The sequence below is a fragment of the Xanthomonas sontii genome (assembly GCF_040529055.1).
Lineage (GTDB): Bacteria > Pseudomonadota > Gammaproteobacteria > Xanthomonadales > Xanthomonadaceae > Xanthomonas_A > Xanthomonas_A sontii.
In genome coordinates this window covers 375,337-390,820 of sequence record NZ_CP132342.1, presented here as the reverse complement: position 1 = coordinate 390,820, position 15,484 = coordinate 375,337, and the positions used below count along the sequence as shown (strand labels likewise).

The 15,484-nt window shown below is 68.9% G+C and carries 18 protein-coding genes; 13 read left to right on the top strand and 5 right to left on the bottom strand.

What is annotated here, in order from left to right; genetic code table 11:
• The 11 genes from RAB70_RS01765 to RAB70_RS01715 all read left to right on the top strand — a co-directional run bounded on the left by RAB70_RS01765 (position 1) and on the right by RAB70_RS01715 (position 9,933).
• Positions 1-483 carry a GNAT family N-acetyltransferase gene (locus tag RAB70_RS01765; RefSeq protein WP_148829514.1) on the top strand — a complete coding sequence of 161 codons (483 nt, stop codon included), beginning with the start codon at positions 1-3 and terminating at the stop codon, positions 481-483.
• A gap of 218 nt (positions 484-701) precedes the next feature.
• A complete protein-coding gene (gene yegS, locus RAB70_RS01760) occupies positions 702-1,640 on the top strand; it encodes a lipid kinase YegS (RefSeq protein WP_148829513.1) in 939 nt (312 codons plus the stop codon).
• 406 nt (positions 1,641-2,046) lie between these two features.
• Positions 2,047-3,522 carry an anthranilate synthase component I gene (trpE, locus tag RAB70_RS01755; protein ID WP_026143672.1) on the top strand — a complete coding sequence of 492 codons (1,476 nt, stop codon included), beginning with the start codon at positions 2,047-2,049 and terminating at the stop codon, positions 3,520-3,522.
• A complete protein-coding gene (locus RAB70_RS01750; RefSeq protein WP_148829512.1) occupies positions 3,519-4,592 on the top strand; it encodes a low specificity L-threonine aldolase in 1,074 nt (357 codons plus the stop codon). Before trpE ends, RAB70_RS01750 begins: the two co-directional genes overlap by 4 nt.
• A gap of 27 nt (positions 4,593-4,619) precedes the next feature.
• Positions 4,620-5,387: an SIMPL domain-containing protein gene (locus tag RAB70_RS01745; RefSeq protein ID WP_148829516.1), complete on the top strand. Its 768-nt coding sequence runs from the start codon at positions 4,620-4,622 to the stop codon at positions 5,385-5,387.
• 10 nt (positions 5,388-5,397) lie between these two features.
• A complete protein-coding gene (locus RAB70_RS01740; protein WP_148829511.1) occupies positions 5,398-5,976 on the top strand; it encodes an aminodeoxychorismate/anthranilate synthase component II in 579 nt (192 codons plus the stop codon).
• A 49-nt stretch (positions 5,977-6,025) separates the two neighbouring features.
• Positions 6,026-6,664, top strand: coding sequence for a flavin reductase family protein (locus RAB70_RS01735; RefSeq protein ID WP_148829510.1), 639 nt, complete (start codon positions 6,026-6,028; stop codon positions 6,662-6,664).
• 256 nt (positions 6,665-6,920) lie between these two features.
• A complete protein-coding gene (locus RAB70_RS01730; RefSeq protein WP_408068848.1) occupies positions 6,921-7,190 on the top strand; it encodes a DUF3304 domain-containing protein in 270 nt (89 codons plus the stop codon).
• The gene (gene trpD / locus RAB70_RS01725) at positions 7,187-8,245 is read left to right on the top strand and encodes an anthranilate phosphoribosyltransferase (protein ID WP_148829507.1); all 1,059 of its coding nucleotides are present in this window, start codon (positions 7,187-7,189) and stop codon (positions 8,243-8,245) included. The genes RAB70_RS01730 and trpD overlap by 4 nt, the downstream gene beginning before the upstream one ends.
• A 159-nt stretch (positions 8,246-8,404) precedes the next feature.
• Positions 8,405-9,202, top strand: a complete 798-nt coding sequence (trpC, locus tag RAB70_RS01720) for an indole-3-glycerol phosphate synthase TrpC (protein WP_010341411.1) — start codon at positions 8,405-8,407, stop codon at positions 9,200-9,202.
• Complete coding sequence (locus tag RAB70_RS01715) at positions 9,199-9,933, top strand: haloacid dehalogenase-like hydrolase (protein ID WP_148829506.1); 735 nt, start codon at positions 9,199-9,201, stop codon at positions 9,931-9,933. The genes trpC and RAB70_RS01715 overlap by 4 nt, the downstream gene beginning before the upstream one ends.
• Positions 9,934-10,018: 85 nt before the next feature.
• Here RAB70_RS01715 and RAB70_RS01710 read toward each other — a convergent pair whose 3' ends face one another.
• The 3 genes from RAB70_RS01710 to crp all read right to left on the bottom strand — a co-directional run bounded on the left by RAB70_RS01710 (position 10,019) and on the right by crp (position 12,705).
• Entirely contained in the window at positions 10,019-11,035 is a 1,017-nt protein-coding gene (locus RAB70_RS01710) for a glycoside hydrolase family 5 protein (protein ID WP_170268166.1), read from the bottom strand.
• Between the two features lie 194 nt (positions 11,036-11,229).
• The gene (locus tag RAB70_RS01705) at positions 11,230-11,988 is read right to left on the bottom strand and encodes a sulfite exporter TauE/SafE family protein (RefSeq protein WP_148829504.1); all 759 of its coding nucleotides are present in this window, start codon (positions 11,986-11,988) and stop codon (positions 11,230-11,232) included.
• A 27-nt stretch (positions 11,989-12,015) separates the two neighbouring features.
• Entirely contained in the window at positions 12,016-12,705 is a 690-nt protein-coding gene (gene crp / locus RAB70_RS01700) for a cAMP-activated global transcriptional regulator CRP (protein WP_010341415.1), read from the bottom strand.
• A 147-nt stretch (positions 12,706-12,852) separates the two neighbouring features.
• Between crp and speD the strand changes: the two genes are divergently transcribed.
• Both speD and RAB70_RS01690 read left to right on the top strand, forming a co-directional pair.
• Positions 12,853-13,647 (top strand): adenosylmethionine decarboxylase, encoded by a 795-nt coding sequence (gene speD / locus RAB70_RS01695; RefSeq protein ID WP_017910332.1) that lies wholly within the window; start codon positions 12,853-12,855, stop codon positions 13,645-13,647.
• 116 nt (positions 13,648-13,763) lie between these two features.
• Positions 13,764-14,081, top strand: a complete 318-nt coding sequence (locus tag RAB70_RS01690; RefSeq protein ID WP_017910331.1) for a multidrug efflux SMR transporter — start codon at positions 13,764-13,766, stop codon at positions 14,079-14,081.
• Positions 14,082-14,105: 24 nt separating this feature from the next.
• Here RAB70_RS01690 and RAB70_RS01685 read toward each other — a convergent pair whose 3' ends face one another.
• Both RAB70_RS01685 and coq7 read right to left on the bottom strand, forming a co-directional pair.
• On the bottom strand, positions 14,106-14,570 hold the full coding sequence (locus RAB70_RS01685) for a hypothetical protein (protein WP_017910330.1): 465 nt from the start codon (positions 14,568-14,570) through the stop codon (positions 14,106-14,108).
• Positions 14,571-14,798: 228 nt separating this feature from the next.
• Positions 14,799-15,443 (bottom strand): 2-polyprenyl-3-methyl-6-methoxy-1,4-benzoquinone monooxygenase, encoded by a 645-nt coding sequence (gene coq7 / locus RAB70_RS01680; protein ID WP_148829503.1) that lies wholly within the window; start codon positions 15,441-15,443, stop codon positions 14,799-14,801.
• Positions 15,444-15,484 lie beyond the last annotated feature (41 nt).

Here is a 15,484-nt window from a genome sequence, read left to right as displayed (position 1 = left end):
ATGGCGGCGCTGCACATCCGCCCGGCGGTGGCCGACGATGCGGCGCTGATCCTGCGCCTGGTCCGCGACCTGGCCCGCTACGAGCGTGCCGAGGACGCGGTGCAGACCGACGAGGCCGGCCTGCGCGCGACGCTGTTCGGCGCCGATGCCCGCGCGCAGGCGCTGATCTGCGAGGCCGACGGCCAGCCGATCGGCTACGCGGTGTACTTCTACAACTACTCCACCTGGCTCGGCCGCAACGGCCTGTACCTGGAAGACCTGTACGTGGACCCGGCGCACCGCGGCGTGGGCGCCGGCAAGGCGCTGCTGCAGCACCTGGCGCGGCAGGCGGTGGCCGAGGGCTGCGGCCGCTTCGAATGGTCGGTGCTGGACTGGAACCAGCCGGCGATCGACTTCTACGAAGCGGTCGGCGCCCGCGCGCAGGACGAGTGGACCGTCTACCGCCTGCAGGGCGAGGCGCTGGCCAGGTTCGCGGCCGGCTGAGCGGCGCCGGACGGCCAAAAGAAAAGAACCGCACCGTCGCCGGTGCGGCCCCTGGGAGAGAAATCGGAGGCTGATCCTGCCTCCATCCGTCTTCCTTGCTATGGCCTTCCATGTTCCGGATCCCCGGTGACGTGCGTATGACAACGCACGTGCCTTGGATTCACGCATCGCGCATGCCGCGCCCGTTAGCGTGGGCGTCTCACCCCGGGATGGTTCGCATGGCTGCAGCGCATTGGCGTCTGATCCTCAACGGCAAATCGGCCGGCGACGAGGCGTTGCGCGAGGCGGTCATGGCCATGCGTGCGCGCGGCGTGGCACTGCAGGTGCGGGTCACCTGGGAGCAGGGCGATGCCGAGCGCTACGTGGCCGAAGCGGTGGCCGATGGTGCTGCGTGCATCGTCGCCGCCGGCGGCGACGGCACCCTCAGCGAGGTCGCCACGGCGCTGGCGCATCGCCAGGAACCGGGCAACGCGCTGCCGGCCCTGGGGCTGGTGGCGCTGGGCACGGCCAACGATTTCGCCACCGCGACCGGTCTCCCGCTGCCGCCGCTGGAGGCACTGGAACTGATCGCCCGCACGCCGGCGCTGCCGATCGACCTGTTGCGCATCGAGGCCGAGCACGGCCCGCACTGGTGCGCCAACGTCGCCAGCGGCGGCTTCGGCACCCAGGTCACGGTGGAGACCGACGAAGGCCTGAAGAAGATGCTCGGCGGGCTGGCCTACCTGGTCACCGGCATGAGCCGGCTGGGCCGGATCGATCCGATCCGGGCCCGCTTCGAAGGGCCGGACTTTGCCTGGGAAGGCGATTTCATCGCGCTCGGCCTGGGCAACGGCCGCCAGGCCGGTGGCGGCCAGGTGCTGTGCCCGGACGCGCTGCTCGACGACGGCCTGCTCGACCTGACCCTGGTGCCGGAGCTGACCGGCGAGGTCGCCGCGACCCTGGGCACCCTGGTCACGTCCGGCAAGCAGGCCGCGCTGGAGCGGGTGGCGGTGCGCGCGCGCCTGCCGTGGCTGCGGATCGAGGCGGCGCAGCCGCTGACCCTGAATCTGGACGGCGAGCCGGAAACCTCGCGCCACTTCCGCATCGACTGCGTGCCCGGGCGCCTGCGCATGCATCTGCCGCCGGACTCGCCGCTGCTGCAGGCGCCAGAGCGCTAACCGCAGGTCGGGCGCCAGCCCGAAGGCCGGCGCCCATGTGGGAGGGACTTCAGTCCCGACGCGCTGTCCTTACCGATCTCCGCAACACCGCGCTCGGTCGCGCCGTGGCAGGACGAACACGACGGATCACGGATGGGTGCGATGCGCGCCGAACAGCGCGCCCGAAGTCATGCGCCGCCTCCTGCGGGAGGGACTTCAGTCCCGACGCGACGCCCTCGCCGACCACCTCCGCACCGCACTCGATCGGTCGCGTCTGCAACCGTTGCCAGTCGCCGCAGTTGCGGTAAAGTAGCCGCCGTGTCCAGTCTGACGACCCCGCGTTCCTTCACTTCCGCTCGCCGTGCGTGGCGATGGTGGCCTGCAGCCGTCGTCCGCCCTGTCACCGAGTCCCGGAAGGAAAGCCGTCTTGATTACCCGCGAGCAGTTCCAGCGCTACGCCGCTGAAGGTCACACCCGCATCCCCGTCGTCCGCGAAGTGCTGTCCGACCTGGACACGCCGCTGTCGGTCTATCTCAAGCTCGCCGACGCCCCGCATACCTACCTGTTCGAATCGGTCGAAGGCGGCGAACGCTTCGGGCGCTACTCGATCATCGGCCTGCCGGTGCGTCGCGTGTACACCTTCCGCGGGCACACCCTGGAGGTGCGCGACCATGGCGAGCTGATCGAGCGCCGCGAGGTGGCCGATCCCTTTGCCGAGGTCGAAGCGCTGCGCGCACAGCATGTGGTGCCCAAGCTGGCGGGCGTGCCCGGCTTCACCGGCGGCCTGGTCGGCTGGTTCGGCTTCGAATGCATCGGTTATATCGAGCCGCGCCTGGCCGGCGCCGTCGCCCGCGACGAGCTGGACACGCCTGACATCCTGCTGATGCTGTCCGAGGAAGTGGCGGTCTTCGACAACCTCAAGGGCCGCCTGTACCTGATCGTGCATGCCGACCCGGCCGAAGCCGACGCCTGGGAGCGCGCGCAGGCACGCCTGGATACGCTCACCACGACGTTGCGCCAGCCCGGCGCCGGCTACCCCGCGCCGTTGGCGCGCGACGTGCTGGACGAGAGCGACTTCGTCTCCGGCTTCACCCGCGAGGGCTTCATCGCCGCGGTGGAGAAATCCAAGGACTACATCCGCGCCGGCGACATCTTCCAGGTGGTGCTGAGCCAGCGCCTGAGCGTGCCGTTCACCGCGCGCCCGGTGGACGTGTACCGCGCGCTGCGCGCGCTGAATCCGTCGCCGTACATGTATTTCCTCGACGTCGGCGACACCCAGGTGGTCGGCTCCTCGCCGGAGATCCTGGTGCGGCTGGAAAACGGCCAGGTCACCGTGCGCCCGATCGCCGGCACCCGCCCGCGCGGCAAGACCCCGGAAGAGGACCAGGCGCTGGAGGCGGAACTGCTGGCCGATCCGAAGGAGCGCGCCGAGCACCTGATGCTGATCGACCTGGGCCGCAACGATGCCGGCCGGGTCTCGCAGGCCGGCAGCGTCGCGGTCGGCGAACGCTTCGTGATCGAGCGCTACAGCCACGTCATGCACATCGTCAGCGAAGTCACCGGCACCCTGCTGCCCGGCCTCAGCTACGCCGACGTGCTGCGCGCCACTTTCCCTGCCGGCACCGTCAGCGGCGCGCCGAAGATCCGCGCGCTGGAAGTCATCCGCGAGCTGGAGCCGATCAAGCGCAACGTCTACGCCGGCAGCATCGGCTACCTCGGCTGGCACGGCGACGCCGATACCGCCATCGCCATCCGCACCGCGGTGATCAAGCACGGCCGCCTGCACGTGCAGGCCGGCGCCGGCATCGTCTACGACTCCGACCCGCAGACCGAATGGGACGAGACGATGAACAAGGGTCGCGCGCTGTTCCGTGCGGTCGCCGAAGCGGCGAAGGGGCTGTGAACGCCGCCGCATCGCCGCGGATCGGCTTCCGCAACGACTACAGCGAAGGCGCGCATCCGCGCCTGCTCGCCGCGCTGGCCGCCGCCAGTGTCGAGCAGAACGCCGGCTATGGCCTGGACCGGCACAGCGCGCGCGCCGCGCAGCTGATCCGCGCCGAGATCGGCTGCGCCGACGCCGACGTGCACCTGCTGGTCGGCGGCACCCAGACCAACCTCACCGCCATCGCCGCATTCCTGCGCCCGCACCAGGCGGTGATCGCCGCGGCCTGCGGCCACATCGCCACCCACGAGACCGGCGCGATCGAGGCCACCGGCCACAAGGTGCTCACCGTGGACGCGGCCGACGGCCGGCTCACGCCGGAGCGGATCGCGCCGTTGCTGGCCGAGCACGGCAACGAGCACATGGTGCAGCCGCGGCTGGTCTACGTGTCCAACACCACCGAGGTCGGCACGATTTACCGCAAACACGAACTGCAGGCCTTGCGCGCGTTCTGCGACGCGCAAGGCCTGCTGCTGTTCCTGGACGGCGCGCGCATCGGCAGCGCGCTCACCGCCGCGGGCAACGACCTGCGCATGGCCGACGTCGCCGCGCTGACCGACGCGTTCTACATCGGCGGCACCAAGAATGGCGCGCTGCTCGGCGAGGCGCTGGTGATCCTCAACCACGGGTTGAAAGCGGATTTCCGCTACCTGCTCAAGCAGCGCGGCGCGCTGCTGGCCAAGGGCATGGTGCTGGGCACGCAGTTCGCCGCGCTGTTCGAGGACGGGCTGTTCTACGAACTGGCCGTGCACGCCAACCGCATGGCCGCGCGGCTGCGCGAGGGACTGGCCGCGGCCGGCGCGGAGTTCGCCTCGGATTCGCCGACCAACCAGCTGTTCGTGATCCTGCCTGCCGCCGCGGTCGAGACGCTGGCACAGCGCTACGACTTCGAGCGCTGGCAGGTGCTGGGCGACGGCCGCTGGGTGATCCGCTTCGTGACGTCGTGGGCGACGCAGGCCGATGCGGTCGACACGTTGATCGCGGATTTCGCCACGCTGATCCACTCCGGCACGCCGCGTGCGGCCGGCTGACATTCCGCCAAGGAGAGGAAGATGAACATTCGTACGCTCGTTGCCTGGGTCGTTGCCGCGGTGCTGGCCTTGCCGGCCGTCGCCAGCGCGCAGGTCAATAGCCTGCCGTCGCAGCCGCATCTGTTGGTGAAGGGGGAGGCGCAGCGCGAGGTGGTGCCGGACAGGTTCTCGCTACGCATCAACCTGCGCGCCGTGGATATGCAGCCCGACCTTGCTCGCAAGCGAATCCAGGCATCGGCGGAGCAGATTCTTTCAGCACTCAAAAGGAATCGTGCCTTGCAGGACAGCATCATGGCCTCCTCTTTGCAGATCCAACCCTCGTATCGCTTCTCGCCGCAAGGGGGAACTCAGGAGTTCGAGGGTACCGAGGTCAAGCGCAGCATTGGTGCCACGTTCCGGTCGCTCGACGATGCGCGCCAGTTCCTAAGCGGATTCAAGACCAGCCGTGAGGTCGAATTGTCTGGAATCCAGACTTCGTACAGCAAGGAGGACGAGATACGTATGCAGCTCAAGCGGGAAGCCGCCGAGCAGACCCGTGTTTCGGCAGAGGGGCTTGCCAAGGCCTATGGCGTTCGTATCCAGGGGCTTTACACCATCTCCGATGTCGCGCCTAGCTTTTCCTATGGCATCCAGGCCGGCACCTGGCCAGCCGCGCGCAACGTCCGCGCCGGCTTTGTGTCCTCTCCAGAGCCGCCGGCGCCAGCCAGCGACGTTGGCGCGATCGTCGACTCACTCGAAGCCGGCACCCTCACCCTCTCCGAAAACGTCTATGCGGTCTTCCTGATCGCGCAATGAGTCCTTCGCCATGCTGCTGATGCTGGATAACTACGACAGCTTTACCTACAACCTCGTGCAGTACCTGCAGGCGCTCGGCGCCGAGGTCAAGGTAGTGCGCAACGATGCGCTCAGCGTGGACGAGATCGAGCGCCTGGCGCCCGAGCGCATCGTCATCTCGCCGGGGCCGTGCACGCCGAACGAGGCGGGCGTGTCGCTGCAACTGATCGAGCGACTGGGCCAGCGCATCCCGATCCTGGGCGTGTGCCTGGGCCACCAGAGCATCGGCCAGGTCTACGGTGGGCAGGTGGTGCGTGCCGGCACCATCATGCACGGCAAGACCTCGCGCATCCGCCACCAGGGCCGCGGCGTGTTCGCCGGCCTGCCGGACCGCTACGAGGCCACCCGCTACCACTCGCTGGTGGTGGAGAAGACCACGCTGCCCGACTGCCTGGAAGTGACGGCCTGGACCGAACACGACGACGGCACCGTGGAGGAGATCATGGGCCTGCGCCATCGCCAGTTCCCGGTCGAGGGCGTGCAGTTCCATCCCGAGTCCATCCTCACCGAGCATGGCCACGCCTTGCTGAAGAACTTCCTGGAGCGCTGAGCGCGCCGCGCGGGCGTCGCCCGCTTCCCGTCACTGCCGGACCCTGCCGATGCACGAGCGCACCGACGCCTTCCACTTCTACGAGCCGGCCAACGGCCACGGCTTGCCGCACGACCCGTTCAACGCCATCGTCGGGCCGCGGCCGATCGGCTGGATCGGTTCGCGCGGCGCCGACGGCGTCGCCAACCTGGCGCCCTACAGTTTCTTCAACGCCTTCAACTACGTGCCGCCGATCGTCGGCTTCGCCAGCATCGGCTGGAAGGACAGCGTGCGTAACATCGAGGCCACGGGCGAGTTCACCTGGAACCTGGCCACGCGGCCGCTGGCCGAGGCGATGAACGCCAGTTCCGCCGCGGTGGCGCCGGAGGTGGACGAGTTCGCGCTGGCCGGCCTGACCGCCGCGCCGTCGCGCCTGATCGGCGCGCCGCGGGTGGCCGCCAGCCCGGTCAGCTTCGAATGCCGGCTCAGCCAGTTGCTGCCGCTGCAGAGCGCACGCGGCGAGCCGATCCAGACCTGGCTGGTGCTGGGCGAGGTGGTCGGCGTGCACATCGCCGGGCACGCCCTGCACGACGGCATCTACGACCCGGCCGCGGTCGCCACCCTGCTGCGCGCCGGCGGCCCGGCCGACTACTTCGAGGTGCTGGCGCAAGGGCGCCTGCGCATGTCGCGGCCGACGCAGGCGCGCTGAGCCCATCACATGCAAAACAGAAAAACAAAAAAACGCATCCAGTACTGGAACTCATTGTCCATGCTTGTCGCCTGCATCTCATTAAGTGGTTGCGGCAATGATCGCTTGCCCGCATCTGTGACTGGCTACAATCACATGAGCGATTGGAGCATCGAGAGATTTACAGTCGACGGCGCAAGTGGACCCAACCTTTCGCCTGAGGAAGGGGGGGGGGGGGTCATGTTGTGCGTCCATTCCAAGGCATTGGCATCCGGGAATGAAGGTCAAGATCCAATGGGCCTATGACACTACGCAAAATGGCCCGCAGCCCCCATCGCCGCAAGAAGCAATTGTTGATCTACCCCAATATCCAAGCCAAGGCGGGGATATTCAGGTGCATTTTTATCCAGGTCATAAAGTCAAGGTAGTCATTTCGGAATATGGCATTGGACACCCTCTTTACCCCATGAGCGAAGAAGATAAGCGCCCCTGGGAAACCCGAAAAGATCTACTTCTTCCCCAGCTACGAGCAGCTCCTCTCCCATGACCATCACCCCCCAACAAGCCCTGCAACGCACCATCGAGCACCGCGAGATCTTCCACGACGAGATGGTCGGGCTGATGCGGCAGATCATGCGCGGGGAGGTGTCGCCGATGATGACCGCGGCCATCCTCACCGGGCTGCGGGTCAAGAAGGAAACGGTCGGCGAGATCGCCGGTGCGGCGGTGGTGATGCGCGAGTTCTCGCGCACCGTGCCGGTCGTCGACCGCACCCACATGGTCGACATCGTCGGTACCGGCGGCGACGGCTCGCACACCTTCAACATCTCCACCTGCGCGATGTTCGTGGCCGCGGCGGCCGGGGCCAAGGTCGCCAAGCACGGCAACCGCAGCGTCTCCTCCAAGTCCGGCAGCGCCGACGCGCTGGAGGCGCTGGGCGCGGCGATCGAACTGCAGCCCGAGCAGGTGGCGCAGGCGCTGGCGGCCACCGGCATCGGCTTCATGTTCGCGCCCGTGCACCATCCGGCGATGAAGGTGGTGGCGCCGGTGCGGCGCGAGATGGGCGTGCGCACCATCTTCAACATCCTCGGCCCGCTGACCAACCCGGCCGGCGCGCCGAACATCCTGATGGGCGTGTTCCACCCCGACCTGGTCGGCATCCAGGCGCGCGTGCTGCAGGAACTGGGCGCCGAACGCGCGCTGGTGGTGTGGGGCCGCGACGACATGGACGAACTCTCGCTCGGCGCCGGCACCCTGGTGGGCGAACTGCGCGACGGCCAGGTCCGCGAGTACGAAGTGCACCCGGAGGACTTCGGCATCGCCATGTCGGCCAGCCGCAACCTCAAGGTCGCCGACGCCGCCGAATCGATGGCGATGCTGCGCGCGGTGCTCGACAACGTGCCCGGCCCGGCCCTGGACATCGTCGCCTTCAACGCCGGCGCGGCGCTGTACGTGGCCGGCCTGGCCGAGGACATCGGTGCCGGCATCGCCCTGGCGCGTGCGGCCATCGCCGATGGGCGTGCGCGGGCGAAGCTGGAGGCGTATGTGGCGTGTACGCAGGGTCTGGTCGGGGCCCGGGACCCGGGACCCGGGACCCGCTAAGCGCAGGGCGTCGCCGATCTGCGGCCCCTCGTCTCGACTCGAGCATGTCGTCGGTTGCACTACTTGCATGGCGGCCCAGGCTGTTGCGGGTCCCGGGTCCCGATCCCTTCTTTACCCCACATCGCCGATAATCCGGCCATCCCCCAGGATTCCCTCCGCATGAGCAGCGACATTCTCCGCACCATCCTCGCGCGCAAGGCCGACGAGATCGCCGAGCGCAGCGCGCGCGTGCCGCTGGCCGAGCTGGTCGCCCGCGCCGAGGCCATGCCGCCGACCCGCGGCTTCGCCCGCGCGCTGCAGGCGGCCATCGCCAACGGCGACCCGGCGGTGATCGCCGAGGTCAAGAAGGCCAGCCCGTCCAAGGGCGTGATCCGCCCGGACTTCCACCCGGCCGACATCGCGGTCAGCTACGAATTCGGCGGCGCGGCCTGTTTGTCGGTGCTGACCGACGAGGATTTCTTCCAGGGCCACGACCGCTATCTGCAGCAGGCGCGCGACGCCTGCACCCTGCCAGTGCTGCGCAAGGACTTCACCATCGATCCGTACCAGGTGTACGAGGCGCGCACGCTCGGCGCCGACTGCATCCTGCTGATCGTGGCCGCGCTGGACGACCTGCAACTGGCCGAGCTGTCGTCGCTGGCCCTGCAGCTGGGCATGGACGTGTTGGTGGAAGTGCACGACATCGACGAACTGGAACGCGCGCTGCAGGTGCCGGCGCCGCTGATCGGCATCAACAACCGCAACCTGCGCACCTTCGAGGTGTCGCTGCAGACCACCCTGTCGATGCAGAACGCGGTGCCGCGCGACCGCCTGCTGGTCACCGAAAGCGGCATCCTCGGCCCGGACGACGTGGCGCTGATGCGCGGCGCCGGCGTGCACGCGTTCCTGGTCGGCGAGGCGTTCATGCGCGCCGAGGAGCCGGGCGAGGCGCTGCGCCAGCTGTTCTTCGCGGCATGAGCGGGCAGGACCCTAGTCCGTATCCGCTGCCGCGCGCCGATGCGCCGCTGGTGGTGTTCGATTTCGACCACACCCTGTACGACGGCGACTCCGGCAGCCACCTGTTCGCCTGGCTGATCAAGCGCAATCCGCTGCGCCTGGCCGCCGCGGTGCTGGCCACCCCGTTGCTGGGGCCGCTGGTGGCGATGCTGCCGACCCGCCGTACCGGCATTTCCGGCTACGTCTGGATCGCCAGCTTCGGCCTGCGTCGCGCGCGCGAGTTCAACCGCATCATCGACCAGTACGTGCTGCAGCATCAGGCGCAGATCCGCCAGCGGCTGCTGCCGCAGGCGCTGGAGGTGTTCGCCCGGCACCGCGCCGCCGGCGATCGCGTGGTGGTCGCCACCGGCGCGCCGCCGGAACTGGCGCGCGCCATCCTCGGCTTCGTCGCGCACCAGGACGTGCCGGTGGTCGGCAGCCTGATCGGCCCGCGCCTGGGCGCGGTCACCGCCACGCGCCACTGCCACAACGAGGAAAAGATGCGCATGCTGCGCGAACTGGGCTACGGCGAGATCGCCATGGCCTATTCCGACAGCACCGCAGACCTGCCGCTGTTGCAGGCTGCGGCCGCGCCGGTGGTGGTCAATCCCAAGCATGGCGCGGTGGCGGTGTTCCGCCGGCTGCTGCCGTCCGGCACGCCGATCCTCAACTGGGGCTGCCGCGACCGCGCCGGCGAGGTCGTCGGCCGCTAGGCGGGTCTGCCGTCACGGGCACCGCGCCCGTGACGCGCAGTGCCAACGTCGTCCGCATGCCTCTGAGTCCGCCCGCTGAGGGGCATCAGCCGCCGGATTTGGCGTAAGCGCTATCGCTCCCGACCAAGGCATGGTGCAGCGGCGCGACCCATTGCCCGCGGTCGATGTCGTAGGCGCCGAAGCTGCCCTCGAACTCCCAATACGCCCAGGCGAAATGGCGTTTCTCGGCGGCGTTGACCACCGCCACCGTCCAGGCCAGGCGATCGGCCGGCGGCGCCTGCTCGTAGGCACCGAACTCGCCCAGCAGTACCTGCCGGTGATGCGCCTTGGCCCAGGCCGCGATGCGGTCGAACTCGCCGTAGAGCTTGGTCCGGTCGGCTGCGCTGCCCCAGCTCACGCTGGTGTGGTCGCGGATATCCGCCGGGGCCCACGGCGCGCCCTGGTGGGTGAAGCGGAACGGGTTGTAGTAGTGCACGGTGACCAGCAGGTGCGCATCGTCGTCGGGCAGGCGCAGGCTGTCGAGCGCGGTGAAGGAATTGCTGCCGGCCGGGCCCACCACCACCGTGCGGGTCGGATTGTCGCGGCGGATGATCTGCAGCGCATCGTGCAGCAGGTCGTTCCACACCGCGCTGGTCATCTGGCCGTTGGGCTCGTTGAGGATCTCGAACAGCACCGACGGCGGCGCGTGGCGGTAGCGCGGGGCGATCTGGCTCCAGAACGCCAGCAGCCTGGTCCGGCACACCGCCGCGTCGGCCGCGCAGGGGTGGAAGTCGTGTTCGTCCAGGATCACGTTCAGGCCCGCGGCGGTGGCCTGGTCGACCACCGTATCCAGCGTCTTCAGCCAGGTCGGGTCGAGCCGATTGTCCGCGTCCATGTGCGCGAACGCCTGCAGGTTGACCCGCACCGTGCGGAAGCCGCCGTCGCGGATCGTGCGGTACAGCGGCGGGCGGAAGCGCGCCTTCGCCGGGTCGTTCCACAGCGGGTCGTAGCCGAGGATGTTGACCCCGCGCCCGAGCCGGGCGAAGGCGTCGTCGGCCTGCGCGCGCGGCGCAGGCAGCGCCAGGCACAGCAAGGCCAGGAACAGCGGAAGGGCACGGCGCATGGCGGTCTCGCGGGGGGAGGGCGGGGCGAGACGCGCGGCCATCGGCGGCGGCATCCCGGCCGCGATCATCGCGCGGCCCGCCCCGGCAAAAGCGAACGCGGCCTGACCGCAGATCGGGTCACCAGCGCAACGGCTTCAGGCGCCGCGGAGACCGCCTTTGCGAATCCCCAATCCCGACTCCCAAATCCCCGGCGTCAGCCCACCCAGCGATACAGCGCCCCGCTCACCTGATACAGGCTGATGCCCAGCACCAGCAGGCCCACCGCCACCAGCACCCAGCGCTCGCGCACCCGCTTGACCAGCAGCGCCGCCAGCGGTGCGGCGAGCATGCCGCCGACCAGCAGGCCGAGCACGATGTCCAGGTGCTGCACGCCCATGGTCAGCAGAAAGGTCAGCGAGATCGACAGCGTCACCAGGAACTCGGCGGCGTTGACCGTGCCGATGGTGGTGCGCGCCTGGCCGCCGTGGGCGAGCAGGGTCGAGGTCGCCACCGGGCCCCAGCCGCCACCGCCGCTGGCGTCCAGCAGGCCGGCGACGAAACCCAGCAGCGGCACCCGCCGCACCTCGCGGCGCGGCAGCGCACGGCCAGCCGCGCGCAGCAGGATCAGCACCGCCAGGGCCAGCAGATACAGATAGACGAAGGGGCGGATCAGCTCGCCCGGCAACCGGGTCAGCACGTAGGCGCCGGCGACCCCGCCGACCATGCCCGGCAGCGCCAGGCGCAGGAACAGCCGCTTGTCGACGTTGCCCAGGGCCAGGTGCGACAGGCCCGAGGCGCCGGTGGTGAACACCTCGGCGCTGTGCACGCTGGCGCTGACCACCGCCGGCGGCAGGCCCAGGCTCAGCAGGACCGAGGACGAGACCAGGCCGAACGCCATGCCCAGCGCGCCGTCCACCAGCTGGGCGGCCAGGCCGACCAGCACGAACCAGTAGAAGGTCTCGCTCAGCACCATCGTGCCGGGCCTATCGACCCATGGCGGTCAGCGCGCGCCGTACAGCACCACGGTCTTGCCGCGTGCGTGCAGGATGCCGTCGACCTGCAGCTTCTTCAGCACGCGGCCGGCCATCTCGCGCGAGCAGCCGACCAGCCGCGCCAGTTCCTGCCGCGACACGCGCAACTGCATGCCCTGCGGGTGGCTCATCGCCTCCGGCTCCTGGGCCAGGTCGTGCAGGGTGCGCACGATGCGGTCGGTCACGTCCAGGAACGCCAGGCGGCTGGCCTTGCGCGAGGTGTCCAGCAGGCGCTTGGACAGCTGCACGCCGATCGCGTACAGCACCCGCGGCGCATCGGACGACAGCGAGCCCAGGAACAGCTGGTGCAGGCGCTCGTAGCTGATCTCGGCCAGTTCGCAGGGCGTACGGGTGCGCAGGATCACCTCGCGCTGGTCGGACTCGATGAACAGGCCCATCTCGCCGACGAACTCGCCGCTGCCGAAATAGCCCAGCACCAACTCGCGGTCGTCATCTTCCTCGGCGATGATGCTGACCGAGCCGCTGACCACGTAGTACAGGGTGCCGGCCGGATCGCCTGGCCTGAACACGTCCGTCCGCGCCGGATAGCGGCGACGGTGGCTGTGGGCCAGGAAGCGGTCGATGGTGGCGGTGTCCAACGTCAAAGGACTTGGAGCGATGCGCACAGGTGCTGCAGTGGATGTGTTTCCGGGGCTCATGGCGGCTTCGCTACGGCGTAATTCCCGAAGCTTAACGGGACGCGTTCGCGGCGGCAAACAAGAGACGGACGCCACGTTTCGCAGCGCGGCCATTTGGCTCATAATTGATTGGCTTTCCCCCCGACCCACTTCCAGAGGATCCACGCCGTGGTCAAGCCGTTGCCTCGCCTGAGGCTGCAAGGTTTCAACAACCTCACCAAGGCGTTGAGCTTCAACATCTACGACGTCTGCTACGCGATCTCCGAAGAGGAGCGCCAGCGCTACATCGAGTACATCGACGAGCAGTACGACGCCGATCGCCTGACCCAGATCCTCACCGATGTGGCCGAGATCATCGGCGCCAACATCCTGAACATCGCGCGCCAGGACTACGATCCGCAGGGCGCTTCGGTGACGATCCTGATCTCCGAGGAGCCGGTCATCGACAAGAAGGCGGCGGGCAAGGAGATCATTTCCGATGCCGTGGTCGCGCACATGGACAAGAGCCACATCACCGTCCATACCTACCCGGAAACCCATCCGCAGCACGGTATCGCCACGTTCCGCGCCGACATCGATGTCGCCACCTGCGGCGTGATTTCGCCGCTGAAGGCGCTCAATTACCTGATCGAGAGCCTGGAATCGGACATCGTCATCATGGATTACCGCGTGCGCGGCTTCACCCGCGACGTGAAGGGCAAGAAGCACTACATCGACCACAAGATCAACTCGATCCAGAACTTCCTGGCCAAGAACGTCAAGTCGCGCTACGAGATGTTCGACGTCAACGTCTATCAGGAGAACATCTTCCACACCAAGATGCACCTGAAGGACTTCGACTTGGACCAGTACCTGTTCGAGGAAAAGGCCAAGAATCTCTCGTTCAAGGAGCGCATGCGCATCGAGGCGCTGCTCAAGCGCGAGATCGAGGAGCTGTTCCACGGGCGCAACCTGTCCGAGTAAGCGCTCCACACCGGCGGGACGGCCCGCCCGCAGCACGCGCTGCGACCCCTGCCGACGGCGGCCCGATGTGCAGACATCGGGCCGTTTTCGTTTTCATTTGTCTACGGAGAAAGACAATGCCCTGGATCTACCTGCTGCTCGCCGGTCTGTTCGAGATCGGCTTCGCCCTCGGCCTGAAGTACAGCGAAGGCTTCACCCGGCCGTGGCCGACCGTGGCCACCCTGGCCGGTGCGGGCCTGAGCCTGTGGCTGCTGACCCAGGCGCTCAAGCACATCCCGCTGGGCACCGCCTATGCGATCTGGACCGGGATCGGCGCGCTGGGCACGGCGGTGCTCGGCATCGCCCTGTTCGGCGACAGCGCCTCGCCGGCGCGGTTGGCCTGCATCGGCCTGATCGTGGTCGGGGTGATCGGCCTGAAGCTGGTCGGGCACTGAGCGCAGCCCGCGCGCGCGTGGGTCTCAGGCGGCGGCGATGCGGCGCCGGGTCAGCACCCGGCCGATCAGCAGCCGGTGCGCGACCACCGCCAGCAGGGCGGCGATCGACAGCGCGATCAGCGCGCGGGTGAACACGCTGCCGAGGTTGCCGGCGTGCTGCAGCTGGTCCAGGCGCCCGAAGCGTGCGGGATCGGCATTGGCGTAGGCGATCTCGACCGTGGCGCCGTCCAGCAGCAACGGCGCGGCCTCCGCGCCGCTGGCCTCGAAGGCGCCGCTGTGCAGGCGGCCCTTGCTCTCGAACACATAGTGGAAGCGGTAGCGCACCAGTGGCTCGGTCTGCACGCCGAAGGCGCCGTCGGCGATCACCGGGACGGTGGCGACCGAATGGTCGCGCAGGATCGCGCTGGCCTGGCGGTAGTCGCCGAGCAGGTGATGCAGTAGGGCGCCGCCGCCGATCGCGAACAGGGTCGCGAACAGCAGGCGCGACAACCAGCGGGTCCGGGGCGATGGCAGATGGGGCGAGGATGCGGGCATGACAGTCTGCAGGCGGAGCGCACGCTGGCGCGACTCGGCACGGGTACATCGGTGGCTGCGGCACATGGCGATACCGCAGCCGGAACGGCGTGCGCCGACGTGGAATCAGTCAGCGTTCGTTCACTTTAACGCGATCGGCCCGGCAATGCCAGCCGGGGTGGCATCGGCCCGACCGGCGGGCGGCTACAGCCGATAGGCGACGGCCTTCATCAGTCGCGAGGCGGCGGCCATGACCGTGGGGATCGGCGGCGGCAGGCGTCGTGCCCCGGCCTGTTCGGCATGCTCGGCGTGGCGGGCCTCGTCGGCCTTCATCACTGTCAGCACGTCGCGGCTGCGCAGGTCCGCCGGCGGCAGGGTCTGCAGGTGCTCGTCCAGGTGCGCCTCGACCTGGCGCTCGGTCTCGACCACGAAGCCCAGGTTCCAGCCGTCGCCGCGCAGCCCGGCCAGGGTGCCGATCGCGTAGCTGCCGGCGTACCACAGCGGATTGAACAGGCTGGGGCGGCTATCCAGTTCGCGCAGCCGCGCCGCGCACCAGGCCAGGTGGTCGGTCTCTTCCTGCGCCGCCTCCAGCAGGTGCGCACGGGTGGCCGGATCGCGCGCGACCGCGGCCTGGCCGAAATACAGACCCTGCGCGCAGACCTCGCCGACGTGGTTGATGCGCATCAGGCCGGCGGCATGGCGGCGCTCGTCCGGCGCCAGCACCACATCGGCGGTAGCCGCGGCCGGGTAGGGGCGCTGCGCCGGCGGGTCGCCGAATACGGTCTCCAGCGCGCGCTGGGCCTCGACCAGGGCGCGATCGAGCGGGGAGTGCTGGCGGCTGGTCGTCATGGGGGAAGCCCGGAAGCGGTGGGGATCCCGATTTTCGCCCC

Excerpts from the sequence above, each read along its gene's own strand:
- RAB70_RS01730 (WP_408068848.1), top strand. The coding sequence starts at position 6,921 with ATGAAGGTCAAGATCCAATGGGCCTATGACACTACGCAAAATGGCCCG.
- RAB70_RS01765 (WP_148829514.1), top strand. The coding sequence starts at position 1 with ATGGCGGCGCTGCACATCCGCCCGGCGGTGGCCGACGATGCGGCGCTG.
- coq7 (WP_148829503.1), bottom strand. The coding sequence starts at position 15,443 with ATGACGACCAGCCGCCAGCACTCCCCGCTCGATCGCGCCCTGGTCGAG.
- RAB70_RS01710 (WP_170268166.1), bottom strand. The coding sequence starts at position 11,035 with ATGCGCCGTGCCCTTCCGCTGTTCCTGGCCTTGCTGTGCCTGGCGCTG.
- RAB70_RS01690 (WP_017910331.1), top strand. The coding sequence starts at position 13,764 with ATGCCCTGGATCTACCTGCTGCTCGCCGGTCTGTTCGAGATCGGCTTC.
- trpC (WP_010341411.1), top strand. The coding sequence starts at position 8,405 with ATGAGCAGCGACATTCTCCGCACCATCCTCGCGCGCAAGGCCGACGAG.
- RAB70_RS01715 (WP_148829506.1), top strand. The coding sequence starts at position 9,199 with ATGAGCGGGCAGGACCCTAGTCCGTATCCGCTGCCGCGCGCCGATGCG.
- crp (WP_010341415.1), bottom strand. The coding sequence starts at position 12,705 with ATGAGCCCCGGAAACACATCCACTGCAGCACCTGTGCGCATCGCTCCA.
- RAB70_RS01735 (WP_148829510.1), top strand. The coding sequence starts at position 6,026 with ATGCACGAGCGCACCGACGCCTTCCACTTCTACGAGCCGGCCAACGGC.
- RAB70_RS01740 (WP_148829511.1), top strand. The coding sequence starts at position 5,398 with ATGCTGCTGATGCTGGATAACTACGACAGCTTTACCTACAACCTCGTG.
- yegS (WP_148829513.1), top strand. The coding sequence starts at position 702 with ATGGCTGCAGCGCATTGGCGTCTGATCCTCAACGGCAAATCGGCCGGC.
- trpD (WP_148829507.1), top strand. The coding sequence starts at position 7,187 with ATGACCATCACCCCCCAACAAGCCCTGCAACGCACCATCGAGCACCGC.
- RAB70_RS01705 (WP_148829504.1), bottom strand. The coding sequence starts at position 11,988 with ATGGTGCTGAGCGAGACCTTCTACTGGTTCGTGCTGGTCGGCCTGGCC.